Origin of the sequence: Erythrobacter donghaensis (assembly GCF_002155425.1) — a bacterium.
GTDB lineage: Bacteria > Pseudomonadota > Alphaproteobacteria > Sphingomonadales > Sphingomonadaceae > Erythrobacter > Erythrobacter donghaensis.
The window spans coordinates 145,998-170,119 of sequence record NZ_MUYG01000007.1; the positions used below are offsets into that span (position 1 = coordinate 145,998).

Consider the following 24,122-nt stretch of genomic DNA (forward strand, 5'->3'; position numbering starts at 1 on the left):
CGTCAGGCCCAAGCGATGCGTGCTGCGCTGTCCCGATTCGGGAAGGAAGTGAGGGGATTGCGGCTCAGATGCGGTCGGAAAGCATCGCGGCAAGCGCCTCGATCCCGGTCGCATCGGCGGCGGTGAAGCGGGCGGGGCTGGGGCTGTCGAGGTCGATCACCGCGATCACCGCGCTATCGCGCAGCACCGGCACCACCAGTTCGGACTGGCTAGCGGCGTCGCAGGCGATGTGGCCGGGGAAGGCGTGGACATCCTCCACCAGCTGCGTCGCGCCGCTCTTCGCCGCTGTGCCGCAGACGCCGGTGCCGAAGGGGATGCGGATGCAGGCCGGGCGGCCCACGAAAGGCCCGAGCACCAACTCGTCCCCAGCGCCGTTCTTCGCCGACCCCACCCGGTAGAAGCCCGCCCAGTTCAGATCGGGCAGAAACTCCCACAAGAGCGCCGCGACATTGGCCATGTTGGCGACCGCGTCGGGCTCGCCCGCGGTCAGCGCTTCGGCAGCGGCGACCAGCTCGCGGTAAAGCTCGGCGGCGGGGAGCGGGGTGGCGGGCTTGAAATCATACATTGTGCGCGGAGGCCTTTCGTCGCTTGCCGCAAGGGCGGGGGCGCCTTATCTCTTGCCACATGGCTATTTTTCGCAAGATCGCAATCGTCCTCGTGGTGCTTATCGTCATCGCCGGGGGCACCTTCTGGTATCTCGCGCAGGGCGATGTCGCCGATCTGTCGGTTGAGGAAGTCACCGGCACCGATCCGGTGTTGCAGGAGGGTGACGCGCAAACCGTCCCCACGGTCCAGATTGCCGAGCCGGTGGGCTGGCAACCGAACGAAGCGCCGACTCCGGCCGAGGGGCTGGAAGTCGTGCGCTTTGCCGAGGGGCTCGATCACCCGCGCACGCTCTACACCCTGCCCAATGGCGACGTGCTCGTCAGCCTCACCCGCGCGCCCAATATCGAGAAGCCGGGCGGCGGAATCATGGATTCGATCAAGGGCTGGGTCGAAGGAATCCTGATGGGCAAGGCCGGGGCGACCGGCGAATCGCCCAACCAGATCGTGCTGTTGCGCGATGCCGACGGCGATGGGCGGGCCGAAACCAAGAAGGTGATTCGCGAGGAAGGTCTCGATTCGCCCTCGGGGATCGCTTGGGCCGACGGGACGCTCTACGTCGCCAATCACAACGCCGTGCTGGCCTTCGACTATGCGCTCGGCGCCGATGCGGTGACCGGCGCGCCGCGCAAGCTGATGGATCTCGCCCCGGGCGGCGGGCACTGGATGCGCAATCTCGAACTCTCGCCCGATGGCACGCAGCTTTATGTTGCGGTCGGATCGGTCAGCAATATCGGTGAGAGCGGGATGGAGGTCGAAAAGGGCCGGGCGATGATCTGGGAGTACGATCTCGCCAAGGGCCGCGCGCGCCAATACGGGGCGGGGCTGCGCAATCCCAACGGGATGGATTTCAGCCCCTGGACCGGCGAGCTGTGGACCACCGTGAACGAGCGCGACATGCTCGGCAGCGATCTGGTGCCCGATTACCTGACCAACGTGCCGGTCGGCGCGCAGTATGGCTGGCCCTGGGTCTATTACCGCACCAATATCGACCGCCGGGTCGATGCGCCGATGCCGCGCTTCCTGATGGAATATGTGCGCAAGCCCGAATATGCGCTCGGCCCCCACGTGGCGGCGCTGGGGATGGTGTTCTCGAAGGAGGGCGACCGGATGGGCAGCGGCTTCGGCGGCGGGGTCTTCATTGCGCGGCACGGCTCGTGGAACCGCAAGCCGCCTTCGGGCTATGACGTGGTGTTCGTCGACTTCGACGATCTCGGCAATCCGGTGGGCAAGCCCAAGCCGGTGCTGACCGGGTTCCTGACCGGCAACGGGACGACGCGTGGGCGGCCGACCTGGGTCGAATGGGCGGGTGACGGTTCGCTGCTGGTGTCGGACGATACCGCGGGGATCATCTGGCGGGTGCGCTCACCCTCTGCCGCGCCCGCTGCCGCCATCGCGGCGCTGACCGGCCCCTCGCTCCCCCCGCGCGAGCTGCGCGATCCGCGCGCCGATTTCGAGGCGGACTACCTGCGCAAGCAGGCGGGGCAGAAGGTCAACTAGAGGGTTTTTCCCGCCCGCCCGGCCAGCTCGGTCGCGAATTGCAGCGCGGTGCGGCCCGAGCGGTTGCCGCGCTGGATGGCGAAAGCCATCGCCTCTTCCGGGTCGAAGGCGAGACCCAGCGGGGCGGTGTAGCCTTTGAGGATCGCGAGGTAGGTGTCCTTGTCCGCCGGGTGGAACCCCAGCGTCAGCCCGAAGCGGTCGGCGAGCGCCAGCGCATCGTCCCGTTCGTCGCGTTCGTGGATCGCGGCGGAGGTATCCTCCCGTTCGACGATGCCGCGGCGATTGGCGGTCACGGCCAAGCGGATATGCGCCGGGCGCGGGGCGATCCCGCCGTCGAGCAGGCTGCGCAGGGCGAGCATCTCCGCCCGCCCGTCCGCACCGAAGCCGAGATCGTCGATGAAGAGCATGAATGCGCGGTTCTGACTTGCCAGTTCGGCGATCAAAGCGGGGAAGCTGGGGAGCGTGCCGGGGGCGAGCTGGACCAGCGCCAGCGCCGCAGGATCGCCCCGCTGCACATCGGCGACACAGGCCCGCACCAGCGCCGATTTGCCCATCCCGCGCGCGCCCCACAGCAGCACGTCATGCGCCGCAGCGCCTGATGCAAGCCGGGCGCACAAGTTGCGCAGCGCGACTTTCTGCGTGTCGATTCCGTGGAGCGCTTCGAGCGGCAGGGCGTCGAGCACAAGCACAGCCCGCGCCCGCTCACCCTCCCACCGATAGGCAGGTGCGGCGTGCCAATCGGTCGGTGGCGGAGGCGGCGGGGCGAGCCGCTCGAGCGCGGCGGCGATCCGCTCCAGAGGCTCGCGGTCGCCGCCCGCCATGTCAGCCGACCAGTGCAGCGGCGGGGAGGGTGTAGAGCCCCTCGGCCCCGGCCACCGCACCGGCCTTCAAACCCGCTGCTTCAGGCACGATCCGGTCGAGGAAGAAGCGCACTGTCACCGGCTTGGTCGCCGCGAGTTCGGGCGCTGCACCCGCCGCGACCGCCGCAGCCTGCTTCATCAGCTGCCACCCGGCGACACACACTGCGGCCATGGTGCAGAAGGGCACGCTGCCCGCGAGCCGATCGTCGAGGCTCGCCTCGTCGCGCATCCAGCGCGCGACATTGGCGCAGTCGCGGGCGAGAGCGGAGAGCGCGAATTCGTCCCCCGTCTCGCGCGCGATCATGTCGAACAGCGCTACCAACGCCTCGCCGCCCTCAAGCCCCAGCTTGCGGGTGACGAGGTCGGCGGCCTGAATGCCGTTGGTGCCTTCATAGATCGGCGCAATGCGCGAATCGCGCCAGTGCTGAGCGGCACCGGTCTCCTCGACGAAGCCCATCCCGCCGTGAATCTGGATGCCCAAGCCAGCGACTTCCACGCCGATATCCGTGCCCCAGGCCTTGATCAGCGGCACCACGATCTCCGCCCGCGCCCGCGCTGCCGCGTCGCCGAGATTGCCGCGATCGACCTGCCCCGCGCAGTAGTAGAGCAGCGCCCGCGCGCCTTCGGTGAGGGCCTTCATGCGCAGGATCATGCGGCGCACGTCGGGGTGCTCGATGATCGCCACCGGGGTCTTGTCGGGCGAGCCGGCGCGGGCGGACTGCACCCGGTCGCGCGCATAGCCGAGCGCCTGCTGGGTCGCCCGCTCGCCGATCTGCACGCCCTGATTGCCGACATTGATGCGCGCGTTGTTCATCATCGTGAACATTGCAGCGAGGCCCTTGTTGGGCGCGCCGACCAGCTCGCCGATGCATTCCCCGTTGTCGCCATAGGACATGACGCAGGTGGGCGAGGCGTTGATGCCCAGCTTGTGTTCAAGGCTGACGCAGCGAAGGTCGTTCTTCGGCCCGAGGCTGCCGTCGGCGTTCACATGATACTTCGGCACCACGAACAGCGAGATGCCGCGCGAACCTTCAGGCGCGCCGGGGAGGCGGGCGAGGACGAGGTGGATGATGTTCTGGGCCAGCTCATGCTCGCCCCAGGTGATGTAGATCTTCTGGCCGGTGATCTTGTACTTGCCCGTGTGCTCGCCGCTCTCGATCGGCTCGGCGGTCGAGCGCAGCGCGCCGACATCGCTCCCCGCGGCGGGTTCGGTGAGGTTCATCGTCCCCGACCATTCGCCGCTCACCAGCTTGGGCAGATACATCGCCTGCTGCGCGGGGGAGCCATGATGCTCCAGCGCTTCGATCGCGCCGACGCTCAGCATCGGGAGCAGGGTGAAGGCCATGTTGGCCGCGCCAAGGTTCTCCAGCACGTTGCAGGCGAGGGTGAAGGGCAGGCCCTGACCGCCATGCGCCACCGGAGAGGCGATGGCGTTCCAGCCCTGCGCGACATAGGCCTGATACGCGGCCTCGAACCCCTCGGGCAGGCGCACCACGCCGTTCTCCAGCTTCGCGCCTTCGAGATCGCCCTTGCGGTTCAATGGCGCGAATTCGCCCGCCGCGAACTGGCCTACGCCTTCGACAATCGCCTCGACCAGATCGGGCTCGGCATGAGCGAAGCGTTCGCTCGCCGCCAATTCCGCGATCCCCGCATTGACGCGGATGGCGAGCAGCTGGTCGGCGGTCGGCGGGGTAAAGGGGGTCACGGTGCGAAGTCCTTCGGGTGGTATGGGGGGCTGCGCTCTTGGCAGGGCGGGGGTTTGAATATAGCGCCGGGGCATGAGCGGCAAGAACGTTACGGAAGTGCGGCTGGCAGATGCCGCGGGGATCGCCGAGGCGGCGCGCATCCTCGAATCGGGCGGGCTGGTGGCCGTGCCGACCGAGACGGTCTACGGCCTCGCCGCCCGCGCCGACAGCGCCGAGGCGGTGGCGAAGATCTATGCCGCGAAGGGGCGGCCGGATTTCAATCCTCTGATCGTGCATGTCACAGGGCTGGCGCAGGCGGAGCGCTATGCCGAATTCTCGCCCGAGGCCCGCGCGCTCGCCGCCGCGCATTGGCCCGGCCCGCTGACGCTGGTGCTGCCGCGCCGCCCTGACGCCGGACTGGCCGAGGCGGTGACGGCGGGTCTGCCGACCGTGGCTCTGCGCGCGCCGGCCCACCCGGTGATGCAGGCGCTGCTCGCGACTTGCGGCTTCCCGCTGGCGGCGCCTTCGGCCAACCGCTCGGGCTTCATCAGCCCGACCACGGCGGATCATGTGTGCGCCTCGCTGGACGGGCGGATTGACATGGTGCTCGATGGCGGGCCGACCAGTGCGGGGGTGGAGTCCACCATCGTCGCCGTGCGCGCCGATGGGAGCGTCGAGGAACTGCGCCCCGGCCCGCTTGCGATCGGGGTGCAGACCGATGGCGATAGTATCGAAGCGCGTCTGGAGGCTCCGGGCCAGCTCGCCAGCCACTATGCGCCGGGAAAGCCGGTGCGCCTGAATGCGACCGGCGCTGAGCCGGACGAATTCCTGATCGGCTTCGGTCCGGTCGCGGGCGATGTCACGCTGTCGGAGAGCGGCGATCTGGCCGAGGCGGCGGCGCGGCTCTACGCTGCCCTGCACGAAGCGGCGCGGGCCAGTCAGCCTCGCATTGCGGTCGCCTCGGTGCCCGATGACGGCGTGGGCCGCGCGATCAACGACCGGCTGCGGCGGGCGGCGGCCTAGTCGCTGTCGGGCTCCATCGGCACGCCCTGCATCAGTGCCTTCTGCTCCGCGCGGATCGCCTGCGCCTTTTCGCAAGCCTCGTCGTCCCCGTCGCCGCAGCGTTTCATCGCCTTGTCGTAGTTGCGCTCAAGCTCACCCAAGCGTTCCTCGCGCTTGCGGATTTCCCGCCCGCGCTTCTCGTCGGCTTCGGACTGGCTGGTGGTGACCGCGTCGACCCCGGCGCTCGCCGCCCTGATCGGCAGCGTCACCACATCCACCGCCGCGCGTGCCAGGCACCCCTGCAAGGCAAGGGCGGCAAGGCTTACGCCGAACAAAGGGAGCGCGCGCGTCACGGGACGATTGTCGCGCAATCCCTTCATTCAAGCAATTGCTATTCTGCCGGTTCGGGCGCCACCGGGGCTTGCGGTGCGGCGGGCGGCGTGGGGGCTGCGGCGGCGGTCGCCGTGCCCTCGGCGCAATTGAGCGAGCCCGAGCCGAAAGCGCTGACGGTGCACTTGGCCTTGCCGGTGACGTTGATGTCGCCCGCACCCGCGATGCTGGCCGTCACTTCGCCATCCGAGGCGAAGGCGACATCGCCCGCGCCGCCGATCGAGATTTCCGCTGTGTCGGCTTTCAGGCCGGGCATTTCGACATCGCCGCTGCCGCCGATCGAGATTTCGAGGTTGCGCACCGTGCCTGCGCCGGTGACCTTGCCCGAGCCGCCGATACTGATCGCGAGCTTTTCCGCCGCGATCGTGCCGAATTCGACCGTGCCCGATCCGCCGATCGCAATTTCCGAGGTGCTCGCCAGCGTCGCCGCCTTGATCGTGCCGCTGCCCGCGATGGTGACTTCCTTAGGCGCGGGCATGGTGATGCGGATCGTTGCGTCGCTGCTGCCGTTCCAGCCCTTCTCGCGGGTGATGCCGATGGTCTCGTCATCGCGCACGAAGCGCAGGGAATCGGTGTTGCTGCCCTCGACCTTCAGCGCGAAGGTCTCGCCCTCGGTCAGGATCACGGTGTCGCCCGAGGCGAGCACCACTTCCGACGGGGCCGGCCCGGCGATTTCAACCTCGGACAGCGGCACCCCGTCCTTGCCGTTGATCGAAATATCCGCGCCCGAACAGGCGGCGAGCGACGACAGGGCAGCCATCGCCGCGATGGCCGGTACGGTGTGGCGGCGGGTCAGTTGGATCATGGTAGGCCTCTCCGGGATTGCGTAAGCGTATTGCCTACATAATACACCAAACCGGGCCGCACAACCAAAAAGGGCCGCCCCGAAGGACGGCCCCTGATGTTTTCGAAAGCGAGGAGAGGCTTACGCTTCTTCGGCGCTGTCGTAATATTGCGGAGCGTGTTCGCGCAGCACGTCGAGAATCTTGTTCAGCGCGGTCGGCTCGTCGGTCTCTTCCATCGCCGCGAGTTCGCGGGCGAGGCGGCTGGAGGCCGCTTCGAAGATCTGGCGTTCCGAATAGGACTGCTCGGGCTGGTCTTCGGGGCGGAACAGGTCGCGGGTCACTTCGGCGATCGACACGAGGTCGCCCGAGTTGATCTTCGCTTCATATTCCTGCGCGCGGCGCGACCACATGGTGCGCTTGACCTTGGGCTTGCCCTTCAGGGTTTCCATCGCCTGCTTCAGGGTCTTGTCGGAAGACAGCTTGCGCATCCCGATCGCTTCGACCTTGCCGACGGGCACCCGCAGCGTCATGCGCTCTTTCTCGAAACGCAGAACGTAGAGTTCGAGTTGCATCCCGGCGATCTCTTCCTTCTGGAGTTCGACCACCCGGCCAACGCCGTGCTTGGGGTAAACGACATAATCGCCGACGGTGAATGCGTTCGCGGTGCTTGCCATGCACATTCCTTTCTGTGGGCCGACCTGGCAACGGGGGAGCGGACGAGCGTCCCGGCAGCGCAGTGGGCTTGACTGAAGGGGGGCCTCAGACAAAGCGAGCGCCGGGTGCGATCATCCGGTTGGGGGGTTGCTGGTGTCGGGCCTTCCTGGTTTCAACGCCTGCGCGGGCGGAGCCCAGCGCGGTTGCTGTATTATATAGCACGTCTGCAACAAAATTGCGAGTCTGCGTTTCAACCAGGGGTGCAGACCTTCATATCTGCAAGCAAATGCAGCAAAATCAGTCGCCGTCGCCGGGCTCTTCGCTGAAATACTTCTCGAACTTGTCCTTTTCGCCCTTGTGCGCGTCGGCATCTTCGGGCGGAGCCTTCTGGCTGGTGATGTTGGGCCAGACCGCTGAGAACTGGGTGTTGAGCTCCAGCCACTTTTCCAGGCCATCCTCGGTATCGGGCAGAATCGCCTCGGCCGGGCATTCCGGTTCGCACACGCCGCAATCGATGCATTCGCTGGGGTTGATCACCAGCATGTTCTCGCCTTCGTAGAAGCAGTCCACCGGGCACACTTCCACACAATCGGTGTACTTGCACTTGATGCAGTCTTCGGTGACGACGTAGGTCATTGCGGCTCTTTCAAGAGGGAACTTCAGACGTATCGGGCGACGGCGCGCCTGTGGAGTTTTGCCCTTTAGGGACAACTTGGCCCTCGTCAACCTCACTAAAACCAGCAAGCTCGCGATAATGCGACCGCGCCGCTTCGGGCGAGCCGCGCCGGTCGGGCAAGGCGACAAGCTCGATCACGCGGACCTGACGGCCCAGCGCAATCGTCAGCACATCGCCAATACGCGCCTGTTCGCTGGGGCGCAGCACATGGTTTCTGTTGCGCCGCAAAGCGCGGGTTTCGATCAGGGTGAGCGCGGCGGAGCGGGTGCGGGCAAAGCGCAGGCAGACCAGCAGGCGGTCGATGCGGATCGATTGTCCCGCAGCTCCTGCCGTCATCCCTTGAGCAGGTCCGCCAGCTTGTCGAAGGCACCCCCGGCGCGGGCCGGGCCTGTGTCGGGCTTGGGCGCGGGGCGATGGTCGCGCCGATCATCGCGCTGGGGCTTGGCACCATTGCGATCGGGGCGCTTGCCCTTTGGGCGCTCGGGCCGTTTGTCGCTTTGCGGCTTGCCCTGCGCGGGGCGGGCATCCTTGCGTTCGGGGCGACGGTCCGAGCGGCGCGCCTCGCGCTCTTCGGGGCGGCGCGGGCGCCAGAACCAGCGGTCGGGCGCGGGGGCACCCTGCGCGCCTTCGGGCAGGGCGCGGGCGCGTTCGCAGCGGAAGCCCGCACTGCCGAGCAACCGGCGCGCGTTCTCCGGCTCCAGCCCGACCGAGACCGCCAGCGCCAGATCGAGCCGGAACGGCAGATTGCGCGCCTTGGGATGGGCGGCGGTGACCTTTGCGCGGGCATCGAAGGCGGCGCGGAAAATCTTCTCGGCGAGATCGACGCGGATCGCCTGGCTTCCTGCATAGCGGTATCCGGCGGGCAGGCGGCCTTTGGCCCAGCTGCCCTCGGCCAGCACCGGGAGCATCGCTTCCTGCACCGCGCGGGTATCGAGCCCCAGTGCGTGCAGCAACCGGCGCGGGGCGGGCTTCAGCAGCGGCGCATCGAAGATGTCGAGCGCGCCGAAGGTGACGCCGAGCTTCCTCAGATAGGGCCGCATCTCCTTGGGCAGATTCTCCAGCCCCGCATCCTCGCGGCTGATCACGCCGCGCGCTTCGATCAGCGTGATGACCAGCGCGCGCGCCTGCGACCCCGCCTCGGGATCGCGCGCGGCATCGGCGAGCTTGCGCAAGGGGGCGAGCGGTTCGAGTTGCTTGTCGAGCCACGCCGCAAGCCCCGCCTCGAGCGACGCCTTGGCGGCATCGGGCAGCAGCACCATATCGCGGGTCAAAGTGAGCTTCGGAGTGCCGAAATTGCCCGAGCCGGGGTGGCCGGGGAAACTGATCTCGGCCAAGGCGCGGCCCTGCCAGCGGATCGCACCGCCACTGATTTCGAGTTCGCCCAGACCCTGGCCCAGCAGCCATTCGGCCCGCTCGGTCAGCAGCGCAGGCAAAGCCTTCTCGCCCGCCGCCAGCAGCATCCGCCGGTCGGCGACGCCCGCACTGGGATCGACATGGAAACGGAAGCCTTCGAGCCGGCCAATGCTCTCCCCCTCCACGGTGAGGTGGCCATCGGGTTCGAGCGTGACGGGCAGCGCAGATGCGTCCTGCCCCAGCGATTTCATCAAGAGTGTCGTCCTTCGGTTCACGAAACGCTCGGTCAGCCGCGCATGCAGCGCATCCGAGAGCTTCGCTTCGACCGCACGTGCCCGCGCGGCCATTTCGTCGCGTGCCAGCACCCAATCGGGCCGCTGGCAGATGTAGGCCCAGCTGCGAATCGCCGCGATTCGCCCTTGCAGCGTGTCGATGTCGCCCTGCATCCGGTCAAGCTCGGCGATGCGCGCGGCGACGAAATCCGCGCCGAGATACCCTCCACGCAGGTCGTCCCACAGCCGCGCGACGAAGCGTGCGTGCTGTTCCACCCCCAGCGAGCGGAAATCGGGGAGCGAGCAAGCCTCCCAGAATCGCCGGACGTTACCCGCCCCGCGAATGCTCCGCCCGATATCGTCCTCGGCCAGACGGCGCAGCACCGCCATGTCGATCGCTTCGGGTGCAGCTTTGAGCACGGGATTGTCGGGCCGCGCCTCGAGATCGGCAATCAGCGCCGCCAGCGTGTCGAAGCGCGGATCGGCCTCGCGCCAGAACAGGTGGGTGAGCGGCGCGAAGCGGTGCTCCTCGATCGCGTAGACTTCCTCGTCGGTGAAGGCGAGCGGTTCGCCGTCGCCCTTACCGGTGCCGGACAGCGTGCCGAAGGTTCCGTCGCGCTGGTGCCGCCCGGCGCGCCCCGCGATCTGCGCCATTTCCGAAGGGGTGAGCCGTCGCTTGCGCCGCCCGTCGAACTTCGCCAGCGCGGCGAAGGCGACATGATCGAGATCGAGGTTCAGCCCCATCCCGATCGCGTCGGTGGCGACGATGTAGTCGACCTCGCCCGACTGGAACAATTCCACCTGCTTGTTGCGGGTCTCGGGCGAAAGCGCGCCCATCACCACCGCCGCCCCGCCGCGAAAGCGCCGCAAGGCCTCGGCCATGGCGTAGACCTGCTCGACCGAAAAGGCGACCACGGCGGAGCGCTTGGGCAGGCGCGAAAGCTTGCAGATCCCGGCGTGGCTGAGGGTCGAGAACCTCGGCCGGCTGGTGATCTCGGCCCCGGGAATCAGCGCCTTCACCATCGGCTCGAGTGTCGCGCTGCCGAGGATCATCGTCTCCTCCCGCCCCCGCGCGTGGAGCAGGCGGTCGGTGAAGATGTGGCCGCGTTCGGGGTCGGCGCCCAGTTGCGCCTCGTCCAGGGCGACGAAAGCGTGCTGGCCGCTCACCCGCGGCATCGCCTCGGCGGTGCAGAGGAAATAGCGGGCGTCGGGCGGCTCGATCCGCTCCTCGCCGGTGATCAGCGCGACCTGCTTGTCGCCCTTGATCGCACGCACCCGGTCATAGACCTCGCGTGCCAGCAGGCGCAGCGGGAAGCCCATCATCCCACTGGAATGTCCGCACATTCGCTCGATTGCGAGGTGCGTCTTGCCGGTGTTGGTCGGTCCCAGCACGGCGCGCACGCGGCTGTCCTCGGGCTTGCCGGTCGGGGGGCGAAAGGGTGGGGGGCGGGTCACGACGCCAAGGGTTCTGTCAGGCTTGACCCGGCGCGGCAAGGGCGGCGGCGAGCCTCTTTGCGATCTACGCACAACACCTTATCGCATCAGCAGCGCGGCTGGTCGCTGGTTAACCGGGCGTTTACTATGATCGGGCAGAGAAATGCGACACAGCAGCGACCTGCCGACCGGATCGTTCGGAAAAGCTGCTCTCGGGGCATCGATGTTGGATCATGCGCGTACATTGACGGAAGGGCCCGAGCCTGCGGGCGAGCCCGAAGGCGCGCGCCTTCCGGCTGCGCGTGCGCTCGTCCCGGTCGAAGGCCCGCCTCCGGGCGAACCGGTCGATGCCGAGACCGCACGCGAATTGCTGCCCTATCTGCGCAACGGCAAGAAACTCGCTCTGCCGACCAAGACGCAAAAGGCGAAACGCAAGGCCGCCGCGCGGCTTGGTTCTCTGGCGGATCGCTACGAAGCCTGGCGTCTTGACGCCTCGGCATGGTTCGACCGGCTCGATCTCGCGCCCGATCTGGCCGAGGAGATCGGCAGCCGACGCTGGCTGCGGGGTCTGGGGACGATGGTGGGGCTGGGCGCGGTGGCGCTGGCCTTCTGGCCCGATCTCACCCCGCTCGAAGCCCGCCCGGCCATGCCGCAGGGCGAGGCGGTGCAGTCCGAATTGCGCAGCCAGATGATCCTGCCGCTGGCACTGGGTGCGGACAGCGGCCGCCGGATGGGGCCGACGCAGGCGGTTATCCCGCTGAAAAGCGCCCCCGAACGCCCGCAGATCGCGCTGGTGGTGACGCTCGCGCCGGGCGACAGTTTCGTCACCATGCTGCGCCGCGCCGGTGTTGCGGGCGAGGATATCGACCGTGCCGCCGCGCTCGTCGGGCAGGCGGTGGCGGTGGGCGACATCCAGCCCGGCACGCAGATGGACGTGCTGCTCGGCCGCCGCCCCGCGCCGGGTGAGCCGCGCCCGCTCGACAGCCTCGCCTTCCGCGCGCGCTTCGATCTCCAGCTCGAACTGACGCGCCCCGGCGTGGGCGAGATCGCCGCTGACGGCACTCCCGTCGTCCCCTCCGGCCCGCTGGCGCTCAAGCGCAACATCATCCGCGTCGACGAGACCCCGCTGCGGGTGCGCGGCGTGGTGGGCAGCAGCCTCTACCGCTCGATGCGGCAGGCCGGCGTCCCGGCGAGTGCGGTGCAGGACTACCTGAAGGCGCTCGACGCGCAGATCGACATGGACCGCGAGGTCGGTGCCTCCGACGAATTCGACATCATCATCGCCTATCGCCGCGCCGCCACGGGCGAACGGCAGGCCGGGCAATTGCTCTATGCCGGGATCGACCGCGGCGGTCGTCCGCGCACCCAGCTGATGCGCTGGGGGAGCGACGGGCGCTTCTACGAGGCTTCGGGCGTGGGCGAACAGCGGCGCGGGTTGCTGGCACCGGTGCCCGGCGCGATCAGCTCGAGCTTCGGGATGCGCCGCCACCCGATCCTCGGCTACAACCGGATGCACGCCGGGATGGACTTCAAGGCGTCATATGGCACGCCGATCGTCGCGGTCAGCGATGGCAAGGTCAGCGCTGCGGGCCGCGCCGGCGGCTGCGGCATCGCGGTGCGGCTGGAGCATGGCGGGGGCCTCTCGACACGCTATTGCCACATGAGCCGCATGGCGGTGCGCGCCGGGCAAAGCGTGCGGCGCGGGCAGGTGATCGGCTATGTCGGCTCGACCGGCCTCTCCACGGGTCCGCACCTGCATTACGAGATGTATCGCGGCGGGCGGGTGATCAACCCGGCCAGCGTGTCCTTCGTCACCCGCGCCGAGCTGTCCGGCACCGAGCTGATCGATTTCCGCCGCCAGCTGATCCGCCTGAAGGAGATCGAAGTCGGCGCGGCGCTCAAGGATCTCGCCCCGCTGCCGAACGAGGTGAAGGAGCCCGTGCGCGAGATCGAGAAGGTCGATACCGCGCGCAGGGGCACGCCCGCGGTCACACTGTAGGCGTGTCTCTGTAACGGGCACTTGTCGTCCAGCCGAAATTGAGCGTAAGCCTTGCGCCCATGACCGGACATTACCCCAACACCCGCCTGCGCCGCACCCGTGCCACCGGCTGGAGCCGCGCGCTCCACCGCGAGACGGTGCTGACCCCTGCCGATCTGATCTGGCCGCTGTTCGTGACCGCGGGCGAAGGCGTCGAAGAGCCGATCGGGACGCTCCCCGGCGTGTCGCGCTGGTCGGTCGACGGGATCGTCGCGCGCGCCAAGGAGGCGGTGGATCTCGGTATTCCGGTGATTGCGCTGTTCCCCAACACCCCGCAGGACCTGCGCAGCGATGACGGGGCCGAGGCGCATAATCCCGACAACCTGATGTGCCGCGCGATCCGTGCGATCAAACACGCCTGCGGCAACGACATCGGCGTGCTGACCGATGTGGCGCTCGACCCCTATACCAGCCACGGGCAGGACGGGCTGATCGACGATGCGGGCTATGTCGTGAATGATGAGACCGTGGCGATGCTGGTCGATCAGGCGGTCAATCAGGCGGACGCGGGCGCGGACATCATCGCGCCATCCGACATGATGGACGGCCGCATCGGCGCAATCCGCCGCGCGCTGGAGATGAACGGGCACCCCAACGTCCAGATCATGTCCTACGCTGCCAAATATGCGAGCGCCTTCTACGGCCCGTTTCGCGATGCTGTCGGTTCTGGCGGGCTGCTGAAGGGCGACAAGAAATCCTACCAGATGGACCCCGCCAACGCCGACGAAGCCCTGCGCGAAGTGGCGATGGACATTGCCGAGGGCGCCGACTCCGTGATGGTGAAGCCCGGCCTCGCCTATCTCGACATCATCTACCGGGTGAAGCAGCGTTTCGACGTGCCGGTCTTCGCCTATCAGGTCTCCGGCGAATACGCGATGATCGAGGCTGCCGAAGCCGCCGGGATCGGCAACCGCGATGCGCTGGTGCTGGAAAAGCTGATCGCCTTCAAGCGCGCGGGGTGCAGCGGTATCCTGACCTACCACGCCGCCCACGTGGTCCGTCTGCTGAATGGGTGAGGACGGTACGCTCACGACCGCGCGGCTCATCCTGCGCCCGCCGGTCGAGAGCGACCTGCCGTGGCTGCTCGCCGCGATGAACACCGAAGCCGTGCTGCGCCATCTCGCCGGGGTGCGCACGCGCTCCGAGGTCGAGCAGAGCCTCGCCGCCGACATCGCCGCATTTCACACCGGCGGGCACCAGCGTTGGACCGTGTGGCTGCGCGATGGTGAGACCAGAATCGGTCGCTGCGGGCTGTTCCACGTCCGCTCCCCCGCCGCGCCGCCCGCCTTGCAGGGCCAGCGCGAGATCGGCTGGACCTTTGCGGAAAGCCATTGGGGCAAGGGATACGCCACCGAGGCTGCGCGCGCGGTGCTCGGCCATGCCTTCGGGCCGCTGGGATTGCGGCGCGTGTGGTCGCAGGCGAGCGACTCCAACGTCGCCTCGACCCGGATGATGCACCGCCTCGGGTTCACTTTCCGGCCCGAGCTCGGCTATGCCGATCCCGATTATCCCCCCGAAGACAACCCGACCACGGTGTGGTCGCTGGATGCACCCGCCGAGACAGACCATGCCTGAATTCCGCCACGACACCCCCCGCCTGACCCTGCGCGATTGGCGTGAGGAGGACTGGCCCGAGTTCTGGCGCGTCACCAACACGCCTGCCGTGATGCGCTGGCTGGGCGGCATGCAGGACGAGGCCGGGCGCGCGGCGGCGCAGGCGCGGCTGGAGTCCTACCAGGCGGATCACGGCCACACCTTCTGGGTGGTCGAACGGCGGGAGGACGGTGCGCTGCTCGGCTTTTGCGGGCTGAAGCGCTCCAACCAGCCCGGCGGGCCGCAGGGGATGATGGAGGTCGGCTGGCGCTTACGCGAAGATGCCTGGGGGCAGGGCTATGCCAAGGAGGCCGCCGCCGCGTCGCTCGATCTGGCCTTCGACCGCTTCGGCGCGGACGAAGTGATCGCGCTGACGGTGGAGGGCAACACCGGCAGTTGGGGCCTTATGCTTCGGCTCGGCATGGCGCGGCGCGAAGACCTCGATTTCGACAGCGCCGACTTCGATCCCGAAAACCCGCGCATCATCGCCTATGCCATCACCCGCGAGGCATGGCAGGCCCGGTGAGCGATACGGTGCTGACCACCGCCCGGCTGGTGCTGCGGCGCATCCGCGAAGACGATCTCGACGCGCACATGGCGCTGCTCAACACCCCCGCAGTGATGCGCCACCTCGGCGGCGTGCAGCCGCGCGGGGTGATCGCGGCCAAGCACGAGGCCTCGCGCGACAGCTTTGCTGCCGATGGCTATGGCTTCATGTTCGCCGAGGAGCGCGCGACCGGCGAAATCATCGCCCATTGCGGGCTGCGCCGCGTCGCGCATCCGCTCGCGCCCAATCCGCACGACTTCGAGATCGGCTGGCTGGTGCGCGAGGATCGCTGGCGGATGGGCTATGCCTTCGAAGCGATGCGGGCGGTGGTGGACTGGGGCTTTGCCGTCCATGCCGCGCCGCAGATCGTCGCGCTGACCCTCGCCAAAAACGCGGCAAGCTGGCGATTGATGGAAAAACTCGGCATGAGGCGCCGCGCAGACCTCGACTTCGCCGATCCCGACGCGGGCGAGGTCAACATCCAATACGCGATCACCCGCGCAGAATGGGAGAGCCAGCCATGACCCACCGACCGCCCGAACGACCGGGCGTCAATATCATCCCGATCCACGGCACGACCCCGCAGATCCACGACACCGCCTTCATCGCGCCGGGCTGCACGATCATCGGCGACGTGGTGATCGGGGCGGGAAGCTCGATCTGGTACAATTGCGTGCTGCGCGCCGACGTGTTCTCGATCCGCATTGGTGAGCGGACCAATGTGCAGGACGGCAGCATCCTCCACTGCGATCCGCCGCGCCCCGGCGATCCGGAAGGCTGCCCGCTGGTGATCGGCGATGATGTGCTGATCGGCCACATGGCGATGGTTCACGGCTGCACGATCCACGACCGCGGCTTTGTCGGCCTCGGCGCGATCGTGATGAACAAGGCGGTGATCGGGAGCGACGCGATGCTCGCGGCCGGCGCGATGCTGACCGAGCGCAAGGTGATGGGAGAACGCGAGTTGTGGGCGGGGCGTCCGGCGGTGAAGATGAAGGACTTGGGCGAGGCCGCCATCGCCGGGATGCGGATGGGCGTGGCGCATTATGCCGAAAACGCCAAGCACCACGCCGAGGCGGTGGCGGCGGCGCTTTAGCTTTAGCGCAACGATTCGACCTCGTTCGCGAAGGGGGCGTCGGGGGAGAGGATCCGCCATTCCTCCGGGCGGCGGCTGTCGATCACCACCACCCCGCCCTTGGGGCAGATGTCGAGGCAGGGCACCTCGATCACGCCCACCTTGGCCTTGCGGGTCTTGCCCGCGCCAAGCTCAGCGCGCAGCGCCTTGGCGAGCGGCTTGTCATCAGGGCCGAAGCCGAGGTCTTTCTTGGTGAGCTTCTTCGAGCATTTCTTGCACACCAGCACGGCGTGCGACCAGTTGGCGCGGATTTTGGTCTTCATGCGAGGGACAAGTCACTCGGGCGCGGTTTTGATCCATGCGGCGGCAATCCAGAGCAGCCCCGCAAGCCCGGCCGCTGCCGCCGCGCCCGCCACAGGCCGATGCAGCGCCAGCGCGCCGCCCGCCGCTGCGCCCGCTGCGAGCGCGCTCCACAGCCAGCCATAGCCGCGGGTCGATTCAAGCGGCTGCCCGGCGAGGCGCGCCGCGATCCCCTGGCCGAAGCGCACCAGCGCGCCGGTCATGTAGGTCACGCCGACCGTCACTTCGCCCGCTTTGGTGAAGACGTTGTTGGCAAGACCCATCGCCAGCGCCGAGAGGGCGAGAAAGGGCAGCGGCCAGCCTGCCGCCAGCAGCGCAGTGCCGCTCGCCAGCAACAGCGCGACCCCGCCGAGCAGCACCGGCTTGCGCCGCGCCTCGACCCTCCGCCCGATCAGCGCGCCCGCGATCACCCCCGCCAGAAAGCAGGCGATCAGCCCCAGCGGGGCGAGCGCCAGCGCGGGGCGCTCGGCCAGCTCCACTCCCATGCGCGTGGTGTTGCCCGACATGAAGGAGGTGAAATAGCCACCCGCCACCACGAACCCGGTTGCATCCACCAACCCCGCCAGCGCGGCCAGCCCGAGGGCGAGGCGTTGGCGCGCGGGGTCGTAGCGGTGCATCTAGGCGGCTGGCGTGGGCTGTTTCATGTAGCGCATCATGTAGCCGACATAATCGATCTTGCCGATAGCCAGCCCCTCGGCGCGCAGGATCGCGTAGGCGGCCATCAGGTGGAAATAGAACTGCGGCGTCGCCCAGTCGCGGCAGTATTCGTGGGCCTGCATGGCAAAGGTCATGCCGTTGGGGAGGGCGAACTCGACCGTCTCGCCGCTTGCGGGCCAGCTGGCGGGATCGGTGTTCGCGACCATGTCCTGCGCGGCCTTGATCCGCGTGTGCGCCTCGGCGAAGGTGGTAATGTCGCTGTCGTCGGCGGCGATCTCGAGATTTCCGAGCCGCTTCAGCGCGGTCATCACCTGATCGAGCGTGAAGCGGATCTGGGTGGCGAGCGGGAACATGTCCTCGGCCAGCCGTGCGCCGAGCAGCGCCTCGCCCTTTTCGTGGCCCTCGGCCTTTGTGACGAGGTGGTCGAGCGTGCCGAGCATATTGGCATATGTGGCAAGCGCGGCGGTGGCGTAGGACATGGTCTCTCTCCCGTTGCTATTTGCAACCTACTTGCGCCACGCGAGAGCCTTCGTCAATCCTTCACCAGCGCCCGCAAACTCTCCACCCGATCAGCCTCATGCGCGGGCTTGTCCCAGCGGATGCGGTGGATGCGGGGGAAGCGCATGGCGAGGCCGCTCTTGTGGCGTTTGCTGGCGTGGACCGAATCGAAGGCGACCTCGAACACCAGTTCGCGCTTCACCTCGCGCACCGGGCCGAAGCGGTTGAGGGTGTTCTGCCGCACGAATTTGTCGAGCTTCTTCAACTCCGCATCGGTAAAGCCCGAATAGGCCTTGCCCACCGGCAGCAATTCCGCGCCGGCATCGGGGTCGCCGTCCCAGCAGCCGAAGGTGTAATCCGAATAGAAGCTAGACCGCTTGCCGCTGCCGCGCTGGGCATACATCACCACGCAGTCGATCAGCAGTGGATCGCGTTTCCACTTGAACCAGTGGCCGACCCGGCGACCGGCGACATAGGGACTGTCGCGGTGCTTGAGCATCAGCCCCTCGATCGCCTCGTCGCGGGCGGTGTCGCGGATTGCGGAGAGCGCGGCGAAATCAGGGGCCTCGACCAGCTGGGAGAGATCGAAATGGCTCTCCGGCAGGCGCGGCATCAGCCCTTCCAAAGTTGCGCGGCGCGACTTCCAGGGGCGCTCGCGCCAGTCGGTGCCGTCGAGCAGCAGCACGTCGTAGAGCCGCACGAAGGCGGGATAATCGCGCAGCATCGGTTTGGAGACGGTCTTGCGCCCGAGCCGCTGCTGGAGCGCATTGAAACTCGCCGCGCCGCCCGCTTCACCGCCTTGCGTGACCCCGCGCACCAGCAATTCGCCATCGAGCACCGCGTCGATCGGAAGAAGGTCCAGCAATTCGGGGAAGGTCGCCGAAATATCGTCGCCCGAGCGCGAATAGACCCGTGTCTCGCCCCCGGCCCTGACCAGCTGCACCCGGATACCGTCCCATTTCCACTCGGCGGCATAGTCGGCGAGGTCGACCACGCCGTCTTCGAGCGGGTGGGCGAGCATGAAGGGGCGGAAGCGCGGCACGCCCGCCAGATTGGGCGGGTCGCCGCCCTCCGCCGCCCATTGGAACAGCTCGGGATAGGGGGCGGCGAGCGCGTGCCAATATTCCTCGACCTCCTCGACCGGCACCTCGAAGGCTATCGCGAAAGCCGTCTTGGCGAGCCGCGCCGATACGCCCACTCGCATCCCGCCGGTGGCGAGCTTGATCAGCGCATAACGGCCCTTGGCGTCCATCCGGCTGAGCAGCGCGGGCAGTTCTTTCGGCGCAGTGGCGCGGGTGAGCGCTGCGAGACGATCCACCACTTCGGCCAGCGACAGCGCAGGCTGGGGAGCGGCATCCTCGGGTTCCGGCCAGAGCAGGCTCGCGGTCTCGGCCGTGTCACCGACGAAATCGCGGCTGAGCGCCCACAGCACCGGATCGACCCGCTCCATCATCAGAATGCGGATGGTCGAGGATTTCACCGCCGGAAAGTCCAGCCCGCCCGTCAGCGCGGCCATCGCCCAGCCGCGATCGGGATCGGGGCTGCTGCGCAGATAGGCCGCGATCAGCGCCAGCTTGCGGTTGCGGCTGGTGGTGTAGACCAGCGCATCGAGCAGGGAGGCGAATTCCTCCATCAGCGCGCGCTCAACCGTTCATTGCACCGACATGCGAATCGTCTAGAGGACGCCCTTGCCGCGTGGCCTGCGCGCGCCATCACAAGGACATCCGTTCGATGAAGTTTGCTCCGCTTGCCGCTTTCGGTCTGGCTCTTGCCGCTGTGACCGCTCCCGCTGTCGTGACCGCGCAGGATGCGCCCGCGCCGGCACCCGCTACGACGTTCTCGGTCGACACCCCGGTCGAAGTGCTGGTGGCCGACGCCCGCGCCAAGGCGGTGCTCGACAAGTATCTGCCCGGCATCGACCAGCACCCCGCCTATGATCAGTTCAGCGCGCTGAGCCTGCGCACCCTCGCGCCGTTCTCGCAGGGGATGATCACCGAAGAGCTGCTGACCAAGATCGACGCCGATCTGACCGCGATCAAGTAAGGTCCGGGTGGCGAGGGCGGGGGTGCTAGTCATCCTCGTCCTCGTATCCCACCAGCGCCAGCGCGCGGGCGCGGCGCTGGCTGAGTGCGCACCAGCGCAGCAGCGCTTCCTCGCGCCCGTGGGTGATCCAGGTTTCGGCCGGGTTCACTTCCTTGATGGTGCGGGTGAGTTCGTTCCAGTCGGCATGGTCGGAGATGACCAGCGGCAGCTCCACCCCGCGCTGGCGTGCGCGGGCGCGCACCCGCATCCAGCCGCTCGCCATCGCAGTGATCGGATCGGGCAGGCGGCGGCTCCAGCGGTCGTTCAGCGCCGAGGGCGGCGCGACCACGATGGCGCCGCACATCGCCTCTTTCGAGGGTGCATCGGTCACCAGCCGCAGATCGCCCAGCGCGACGCCGTGTTCTTCGTAGAGCCGGCACATCGCTTCCATCGCCCCGTGGAGCCAGATCGTGTCGCTGTGCCCCGCCGCGCGCAGCTCCGCGATCACCCGCTGCGCCTTGCCCAGCGCATAGGCGCCTACCAGCACACAGGTATCGGGATTGTCGGCGCGCGCCTCCAGCAGCTTGCCGATCTCCTCGCCGATCGGGGGGTGGGTGAAGACCGGCAGGCCGAAGGTCGCCTCGGTGATGAAGATGTCGCAAGGCGTGACTTCGAAGGGCGCGCAGGTCGGATCGGGTGCGCGCTTGTAATCGCCGGTGATGACGACGCGCTCGCCCGCGTGTTCAAGCAGGATCTGCGCTGAGCCGAGCACATGGCCCGCCGGGATATAGGTCGCATCGACCCCGCCCGGCAGCCGGATCGTCTCGCCATATTCGACCGGCACCGCCTTGTGCAGAACGGTTCCGGAATCGTCGGAAGCCCCCGTGCGATAGCGCAGTTCCATGATCGCCAGTGTCGCCGGGGTGGCGATGGTCTCGCCATGTCCGCCGCGCGCGTGATCGGCATGGCCATGCGTCACCAGCGCCCGCGGCACGGGGCGCGAGGGATCAACCCAGATATCGGCGGGGACGATGTGAATGCCCCACGGCTCGGGACGGATCCAGGAGAAGGGGGCGGCCATGACAGGAGCAACCCGCAAGGTCGCGTCAGTGTTCCAGAACTACTTGCGCTTGACCGGGTCGAGCCAGCCCCAGCAGTCCTCGTCGCGCAGGAAACGTTGGTCGGTCAGCACGCCATCGACCATGAGATAGGGCGCAGGACGGCACGTCAGCGCGTCGCCCGCGTTTTTGAACATCACGACGAAACCATATTCCTTTTCGGGATAGGCGGCGGGGTCGCTCGGCTTGCCCATGCAGTCGGCCCCGGCGGTCGAGGCCAGCGGGGTGAGGCGAAGCCAGCGATCGTCGCTACTGTCCTTCTCGGTGCGCCATGAGAGGGTAACGCGCTGTTCGCCGCTCTGCACCCAGCCGGTGCCGTCCGCGTCGAAATGCCAGACCTCGGTGCATTCGGACTTGCCGTCCGGCCCCTTCTTGCGCGCCGCGAAGTTCCAGGTGCCGATCTCGGCGAGATGAACCGCCATCGCCTCGGCCGACAGATCGGCGGGCTGCGCGAAAACGGGAGCGGCGGGAGTGCCCATCAGCACCCCCGCCGCCGCCATTGCTGCAATGCAGGCGCGCATCAGCCCTCGTCGGCTTCCGGCGCGGGCTTCTTGGCGGCCGGAGCTTTCTTTACAGGGGCCTTCTTCTTGGCGACCTTCACCTTGGGCGGTGCCGGGGTCATTTCGAAGGCGGGCTTGCCGTCCTTCACCGTGACATGGACCTCGCCGCCGTCGGCCAGCTTGCCGAACAGCAGTTCCTCGGCGAGCGGCTGCTTGATCTTTTCCTGGATCAACCGGCTCATCGGGCGGGCACCATAGAGCTTGTCGTAGCCCTTGTCCGCCAGCCATGCACGGGCATCGCTGTCGAACTGGATGTGAACGTTCTGTTCGGCCAGCTGAAGCTCCAGCTGGAGGATGAACTTGTCGACCACGCGCGCCACGGTGCTCTTGCCGAGATAGGCGAAGGGCACGATCGCATCGAGACGGTTGCGGAATTCGGGGGTGAACATCTTCTTCACCGCTTCGTCGCCCGCATCCTGCTTGCTGACATCGCCGAAGCCGATCCCCTGCCGCGCCATGTCGGCCGCGCCCGCATTGGTCGTCATGATCAGCACCACGTTGCGGAAATCGACTGTCTTGCCGTGGTGATCGGTGAGACGCCCGTTATCCATCACCTGCAACAGGATGTTGAACAGGTCGGGGTGGGCCTTCTCGATCTCGTCGAGCAGCAGCACGCAATGCGGGTTCTGATCGACCGCATCGGTCAGCAGACCGCCCTGATCGTAACCGACATAGCCCGGAGGCGCGCCGATCAACCGGCTGACCGAGTGCCGCTCCATATATTCCGACATGTCGAAGCGCTTGAGCTCGATCCCCATGATCGTGGCAAGCTGGCGGGCGACTTCGGTCTTGCCGACGCCGGTGGGGCCGCTGAACAGGAAGCTCCCGATCGGCTTGTCCGGATCGCGCAGGCCTGCACGGCTCAGCTTCATGGCGGTGGCGAGACGTGTGATCGCCTCGTCCTGCCCGAAGACGACGTGCTTCAGATCGCGTTCGAGGTTTTCGAGCGCCTTCTTGTCATCCTTGCTGACCGACTTGGGCGGGATGCGCGCCATCGTCGCGATGACCATTTCGATCTCGCGCGCGGTGATGGTCTTCTTGCGGCGGCTGGGCGGCACCAGCATCTGCATCGCGCCGACTTCGTCGATCACGTCGATCGCCTTGTCGGGCAGCTTGCGGTCATTGATGTAGCGCGCCGACAGCTCGACCGCGGTCTTGATCGCATCGGGCGTGTACTTGACCTTGTGGTGATCCTCGAACGCGGTGCGCAGACCTTTGAGGATCTTGATCGTGTCCTCGATTGTCGGCTCGTTCACGTCGATCTTCTGGAACCGGCGCAGCAGTGCGCGATCCTTTTCGAAGTGGTTGCGGAATTCCTTGTAGGTGGTCGATCCGATGCAGCGGATCGCGCCGCTCGACAGGGCGGGCTTGAGCAGGTTCGAGGCATCCATCGCCCCGCCGCTGGTTGCGCCCGCGCCGATCACGGTGTGGATCTCGTCGATGAAAAGCACTGCGTTCGGCATCGCCTCAAGCTCGGTCACGACCTGCTTCAGCCGCTCTTCGAAATCGCCGCGATAGCGCGTGCCTGCCAGCAGTGCGCCCATGTCGAGCGAGTAGATCACCGCTTCGTTCAGCACTTCGGGCACATCGCCCTCGACGATCTTGCGCGCCAGCCCTTCGGCAATCGCGGTTTTCCCGACGCCGGGATCGCCGACATAGAGCGGGTTGTTCTTGGACCGGCGGCATAGGATCTGGATCGTCCGGTCAACCTCCGGCCCGCGCCCGATCAGCGGGTCGATCTTGCCGCTTTCGGCCTTGGTGTTGAGGTTGACGGTGAACTGGTCGAGCGCGGTTTCCTTTTTGTTGCCGCTGTCCTTGGCCTGCTGCGCGGGCTCTTCCGCCTTGTCGGTTCCCTGCGGGGTCTTGGGCTCGATCTGGCGGCCACCCTTGCCGATGCCGTGGCTGATATAGCTCACCGCATCCAGCCGGCTCATGTCCTGCTGCTGGAGGAAATAGACCGCGTAGGAATCGCGCTCGGAAAACAGCGCGACCAGCACATTCGCGCCGGTGACGGTGTCCTTGCCGCTCGACTGCACATGCAGGATCGCGCGCTGGATCACCCGCTGGAAGCCCGCGGTCGGCTGCGGATCGGCGCCGTCCTCGGTCTTGAGGCTCTGATATTCCTGATCGAGATATTGCTTCACCACCTCACCCAATTCGGCAAGGTCGACCCCGCAGGCAGCCATCACCTGGGCTGCGTCTTCATCGTCGATCAGCGCCAGCAGCAGGTGTTCGAGCGTGGCATATTCGTGCCGCCGTTCGGACGCATTGCCGAGCGCATTGTGCAGCGTGCGTTCGAGGTTCTGGGCGAAGCTGGGCATGGGAGAGGCCTCTATCTGCGGGTGGGCGCTCGTGGCGAGAGAGCGGGGGGAGCCATTTTCCGACAATATGGGATGCGCGTAGGGAATTGCGAATCCGCTAAACCAATTACGCAAGAGCT

The 24,122-nt window shown here is 67.5% G+C and carries 25 protein-coding genes; 9 read left to right on the plus strand and 16 right to left on the minus strand.

Translation table 11 applies throughout. The annotated features are described in order from the left end of the window. Positions 1 to 64: 64 nt before the first annotated feature. Complete coding sequence (locus tag BZF59_RS03680) at positions 65 to 565, minus strand: GAF domain-containing protein (protein ID WP_086606901.1); 501 nt, start codon at positions 563 to 565, stop codon at positions 65 to 67. Positions 566 to 624: 59 nt separating this feature from the next. Between BZF59_RS03680 and BZF59_RS03685 the strand changes: the two genes are divergently transcribed. Next, positions 625 to 2,103 (plus strand): PQQ-dependent sugar dehydrogenase, encoded by a 1,479-nt coding sequence (locus BZF59_RS03685; RefSeq protein ID WP_086606902.1) that lies wholly within the window; start codon positions 625 to 627, stop codon positions 2,101 to 2,103. Here BZF59_RS03685 and BZF59_RS03690 read toward each other — a convergent pair. Together BZF59_RS03690 and BZF59_RS03695 are read right to left on the minus strand one after the other, a co-directional pair. Next, positions 2,100 to 2,924: a DUF815 domain-containing protein gene (locus tag BZF59_RS03690; protein WP_086606903.1), complete on the minus strand. Its 825-nt coding sequence runs from the start codon at positions 2,922 to 2,924 to the stop codon at positions 2,100 to 2,102. The genes BZF59_RS03685 and BZF59_RS03690 overlap by 4 nt on opposite strands. 1 nt (position 2,925) lies before the next feature. Beyond that, positions 2,926 to 4,668 (minus strand): acyl-CoA dehydrogenase family protein, encoded by a 1,743-nt coding sequence (locus BZF59_RS03695; protein ID WP_086606904.1) that lies wholly within the window; start codon positions 4,666 to 4,668, stop codon positions 2,926 to 2,928. 73 nt (positions 4,669 to 4,741) lie between these two features. Here BZF59_RS03695 and BZF59_RS03700 point away from each other — a divergent pair, with 73 nt between their 5' ends. Beyond that, positions 4,742 to 5,671 carry an L-threonylcarbamoyladenylate synthase gene (locus tag BZF59_RS03700; protein ID WP_086606905.1) on the plus strand — a complete coding sequence of 310 codons (930 nt, stop codon included), beginning with the start codon at positions 4,742 to 4,744 and terminating at the stop codon, positions 5,669 to 5,671. Here BZF59_RS03700 and BZF59_RS03705 read toward each other — a convergent pair. The 6 genes from BZF59_RS03705 to BZF59_RS03730 all read right to left on the minus strand — a co-directional run bounded on the left by BZF59_RS03705 (position 5,668) and on the right by BZF59_RS03730 (position 11,235). After that, positions 5,668 to 6,003 carry a hypothetical protein gene (locus BZF59_RS03705; RefSeq protein ID WP_245806005.1) on the minus strand — a complete coding sequence of 112 codons (336 nt, stop codon included), beginning with the start codon at positions 6,001 to 6,003 and terminating at the stop codon, positions 5,668 to 5,670. The two genes, BZF59_RS03700 and BZF59_RS03705, sit on opposite strands and share 4 nt — an antisense overlap. 38 nt (positions 6,004 to 6,041) lie before the next feature. Then, positions 6,042 to 6,845 (minus strand): head GIN domain-containing protein, encoded by an 804-nt coding sequence (locus BZF59_RS03710; RefSeq protein WP_086606907.1) that lies wholly within the window; start codon positions 6,843 to 6,845, stop codon positions 6,042 to 6,044. Positions 6,846 to 6,965: 120 nt separating this feature from the next. After that, positions 6,966 to 7,499 (minus strand): CarD family transcriptional regulator, encoded by a 534-nt coding sequence (locus BZF59_RS03715; protein ID WP_086606908.1) that lies wholly within the window; start codon positions 7,497 to 7,499, stop codon positions 6,966 to 6,968. Positions 7,500 to 7,776: 277 nt separating this feature from the next. Then, on the minus strand, positions 7,777 to 8,115 hold the full coding sequence (gene fdxA / locus BZF59_RS03720; protein WP_086606909.1) for a ferredoxin FdxA: 339 nt from the start codon (positions 8,113 to 8,115) through the stop codon (positions 7,777 to 7,779). A gap of 10 nt (positions 8,116 to 8,125) precedes the next feature. Beyond that, positions 8,126 to 8,491: an RNA-binding S4 domain-containing protein gene (locus BZF59_RS03725; RefSeq protein ID WP_211277342.1), complete on the minus strand. Its 366-nt coding sequence runs from the start codon at positions 8,489 to 8,491 to the stop codon at positions 8,126 to 8,128. Then, positions 8,488 to 11,235, minus strand: coding sequence for a helicase-related protein (locus BZF59_RS03730; protein ID WP_425429549.1), 2,748 nt, complete (start codon positions 11,233 to 11,235; stop codon positions 8,488 to 8,490). Before BZF59_RS03730 ends, BZF59_RS03725 begins: the two co-directional genes overlap by 4 nt. Positions 11,236 to 11,458: 223 nt before the next feature. On the opposite strand from BZF59_RS03730, the gene BZF59_RS03735 reads away from it, so the two are divergent. Genes BZF59_RS03735 through BZF59_RS03760 form a run of 6 tightly spaced genes read left to right on the plus strand, consistent with a single transcriptional unit; the run spans position 11,459 to position 16,488 of the window. Continuing rightward, a complete protein-coding gene (locus BZF59_RS03735; protein ID WP_342744108.1) occupies positions 11,459 to 13,213 on the plus strand; it encodes a peptidoglycan DD-metalloendopeptidase family protein in 1,755 nt (584 codons plus the stop codon). Between the two features lie 59 nt (positions 13,214 to 13,272). Next, complete coding sequence (hemB, locus tag BZF59_RS03740; RefSeq protein ID WP_086606911.1) at positions 13,273 to 14,268, plus strand: porphobilinogen synthase; 996 nt, start codon at positions 13,273 to 13,275, stop codon at positions 14,266 to 14,268. Next, positions 14,261 to 14,827, plus strand: a complete 567-nt coding sequence (locus BZF59_RS03745; protein ID WP_086606912.1) for a GNAT family N-acetyltransferase — start codon at positions 14,261 to 14,263, stop codon at positions 14,825 to 14,827. Before hemB ends, BZF59_RS03745 begins: the two co-directional genes overlap by 8 nt. Then, the gene (locus BZF59_RS03750) at positions 14,820 to 15,371 is read left to right on the plus strand and encodes a GNAT family N-acetyltransferase (protein WP_086606913.1); all 552 of its coding nucleotides are present in this window, start codon (positions 14,820 to 14,822) and stop codon (positions 15,369 to 15,371) included. The genes BZF59_RS03745 and BZF59_RS03750 overlap by 8 nt, the downstream gene beginning before the upstream one ends. Beyond that, positions 15,356 to 15,916, plus strand: coding sequence for a GNAT family N-acetyltransferase (locus tag BZF59_RS03755; protein WP_245806006.1), 561 nt, complete (start codon positions 15,356 to 15,358; stop codon positions 15,914 to 15,916). Before BZF59_RS03750 ends, BZF59_RS03755 begins: the two co-directional genes overlap by 16 nt. Continuing rightward, positions 15,913 to 16,488, plus strand: coding sequence for a gamma carbonic anhydrase family protein (locus tag BZF59_RS03760; protein ID WP_086606914.1), 576 nt, complete (start codon positions 15,913 to 15,915; stop codon positions 16,486 to 16,488). Before BZF59_RS03755 ends, BZF59_RS03760 begins: the two co-directional genes overlap by 4 nt. 2 nt (positions 16,489 to 16,490) lie before the next feature. Here the strand turns inward: BZF59_RS03760 and BZF59_RS03765 are convergent, their stop codons facing one another. The 4 genes from BZF59_RS03765 to BZF59_RS03780 are packed head-to-tail and all read right to left on the minus strand — an operon-like array spanning position 16,491 to position 19,615. Next, positions 16,491 to 16,790: a (2Fe-2S) ferredoxin domain-containing protein gene (locus tag BZF59_RS03765; RefSeq protein WP_086606915.1), complete on the minus strand. Its 300-nt coding sequence runs from the start codon at positions 16,788 to 16,790 to the stop codon at positions 16,491 to 16,493. A gap of 12 nt (positions 16,791 to 16,802) precedes the next feature. Beyond that, positions 16,803 to 17,444: a YoaK family protein gene (locus BZF59_RS03770; protein WP_086606916.1), complete on the minus strand. Its 642-nt coding sequence runs from the start codon at positions 17,442 to 17,444 to the stop codon at positions 16,803 to 16,805. Then, on the minus strand, positions 17,445 to 17,963 hold the full coding sequence (locus BZF59_RS03775) for a DUF1993 domain-containing protein (RefSeq protein ID WP_086606917.1): 519 nt from the start codon (positions 17,961 to 17,963) through the stop codon (positions 17,445 to 17,447). Between the two features lie 53 nt (positions 17,964 to 18,016). Beyond that, the gene (locus tag BZF59_RS03780) at positions 18,017 to 19,615 is read right to left on the minus strand and encodes a cisplatin damage response ATP-dependent DNA ligase (protein WP_086606918.1); all 1,599 of its coding nucleotides are present in this window, start codon (positions 19,613 to 19,615) and stop codon (positions 18,017 to 18,019) included. Positions 19,616 to 19,713: 98 nt separating this feature from the next. On the opposite strand from BZF59_RS03780, the gene BZF59_RS03785 reads away from it, so the two are divergent. Then, entirely contained in the window at positions 19,714 to 20,025 is a 312-nt protein-coding gene (locus BZF59_RS03785) for a hypothetical protein (RefSeq protein WP_086607071.1), read from the plus strand. 25 nt (positions 20,026 to 20,050) lie between these two features. On the opposite strand, the gene BZF59_RS03790 is transcribed toward BZF59_RS03785, so the two are convergent. From BZF59_RS03790 to clpA, 3 genes are read right to left on the minus strand one after another with little or no spacing between them, the layout of a single operon-like run. Beyond that, the gene (locus BZF59_RS03790) at positions 20,051 to 21,085 is read right to left on the minus strand and encodes a ligase-associated DNA damage response exonuclease (protein WP_086606919.1); all 1,035 of its coding nucleotides are present in this window, start codon (positions 21,083 to 21,085) and stop codon (positions 20,051 to 20,053) included. A gap of 39 nt (positions 21,086 to 21,124) precedes the next feature. After that, complete coding sequence (locus BZF59_RS03795; RefSeq protein ID WP_143738080.1) at positions 21,125 to 21,643, minus strand: hypothetical protein; 519 nt, start codon at positions 21,641 to 21,643, stop codon at positions 21,125 to 21,127. Beyond that, positions 21,643 to 24,003: an ATP-dependent Clp protease ATP-binding subunit ClpA gene (gene clpA / locus BZF59_RS03800; protein WP_086606921.1), complete on the minus strand. Its 2,361-nt coding sequence runs from the start codon at positions 24,001 to 24,003 to the stop codon at positions 21,643 to 21,645. The genes BZF59_RS03795 and clpA overlap by 1 nt, the downstream gene beginning before the upstream one ends. Positions 24,004 to 24,122 lie beyond the last annotated feature (119 nt).

Coding starts and splice junctions, on each gene's coding strand:
- BZF59_RS03680 (WP_086606901.1), bottom strand. CDS start 565: ATGTATGATTTCAAGCCCGCCACCCCGCTCCCCGCCGCCGAGCTTTAC.
- BZF59_RS03685 (WP_086606902.1), top strand. CDS start 625: ATGGCTATTTTTCGCAAGATCGCAATCGTCCTCGTGGTGCTTATCGTC.
- BZF59_RS03690 (WP_086606903.1), bottom strand. CDS start 2,924: ATGGCGGGCGGCGACCGCGAGCCTCTGGAGCGGATCGCCGCCGCGCTC.
- BZF59_RS03700 (WP_086606905.1), top strand. CDS start 4,742: ATGAGCGGCAAGAACGTTACGGAAGTGCGGCTGGCAGATGCCGCGGGG.
- BZF59_RS03710 (WP_086606907.1), bottom strand. CDS start 6,845: ATGATCCAACTGACCCGCCGCCACACCGTACCGGCCATCGCGGCGATG.
- BZF59_RS03715 (WP_086606908.1), bottom strand. CDS start 7,499: ATGGCAAGCACCGCGAACGCATTCACCGTCGGCGATTATGTCGTTTAC.
- fdxA (WP_086606909.1), bottom strand. CDS start 8,115: ATGACCTACGTCGTCACCGAAGACTGCATCAAGTGCAAGTACACCGAT.
- BZF59_RS03725 (WP_211277342.1), bottom strand. CDS start 8,491: ATGACGGCAGGAGCTGCGGGACAATCGATCCGCATCGACCGCCTGCTG.
- hemB (WP_086606911.1), top strand. CDS start 13,273: ATGACCGGACATTACCCCAACACCCGCCTGCGCCGCACCCGTGCCACC.
- BZF59_RS03745 (WP_086606912.1), top strand. CDS start 14,261: ATGGGTGAGGACGGTACGCTCACGACCGCGCGGCTCATCCTGCGCCCG.
- BZF59_RS03750 (WP_086606913.1), top strand. CDS start 14,820: ATGCCTGAATTCCGCCACGACACCCCCCGCCTGACCCTGCGCGATTGG.
- BZF59_RS03755 (WP_245806006.1), top strand. CDS start 15,356: ATGGCAGGCCCGGTGAGCGATACGGTGCTGACCACCGCCCGGCTGGTG.
- BZF59_RS03760 (WP_086606914.1), top strand. CDS start 15,913: ATGACCCACCGACCGCCCGAACGACCGGGCGTCAATATCATCCCGATC.
- BZF59_RS03765 (WP_086606915.1), bottom strand. CDS start 16,790: ATGAAGACCAAAATCCGCGCCAACTGGTCGCACGCCGTGCTGGTGTGC.
- BZF59_RS03770 (WP_086606916.1), bottom strand. CDS start 17,444: ATGCACCGCTACGACCCCGCGCGCCAACGCCTCGCCCTCGGGCTGGCC.
- BZF59_RS03775 (WP_086606917.1), bottom strand. CDS start 17,963: ATGTCCTACGCCACCGCCGCGCTTGCCACATATGCCAATATGCTCGGC.
- BZF59_RS03780 (WP_086606918.1), bottom strand. CDS start 19,615: ATGGAGGAATTCGCCTCCCTGCTCGATGCGCTGGTCTACACCACCAGC.
- BZF59_RS03785 (WP_086607071.1), top strand. CDS start 19,714: ATGAAGTTTGCTCCGCTTGCCGCTTTCGGTCTGGCTCTTGCCGCTGTG.
- BZF59_RS03790 (WP_086606919.1), bottom strand. CDS start 21,085: ATGGCCGCCCCCTTCTCCTGGATCCGTCCCGAGCCGTGGGGCATTCAC.
- BZF59_RS03795 (WP_143738080.1), bottom strand. CDS start 21,643: ATGCGCGCCTGCATTGCAGCAATGGCGGCGGCGGGGGTGCTGATGGGC.
- clpA (WP_086606921.1), bottom strand. CDS start 24,003: ATGCCCAGCTTCGCCCAGAACCTCGAACGCACGCTGCACAATGCGCTC.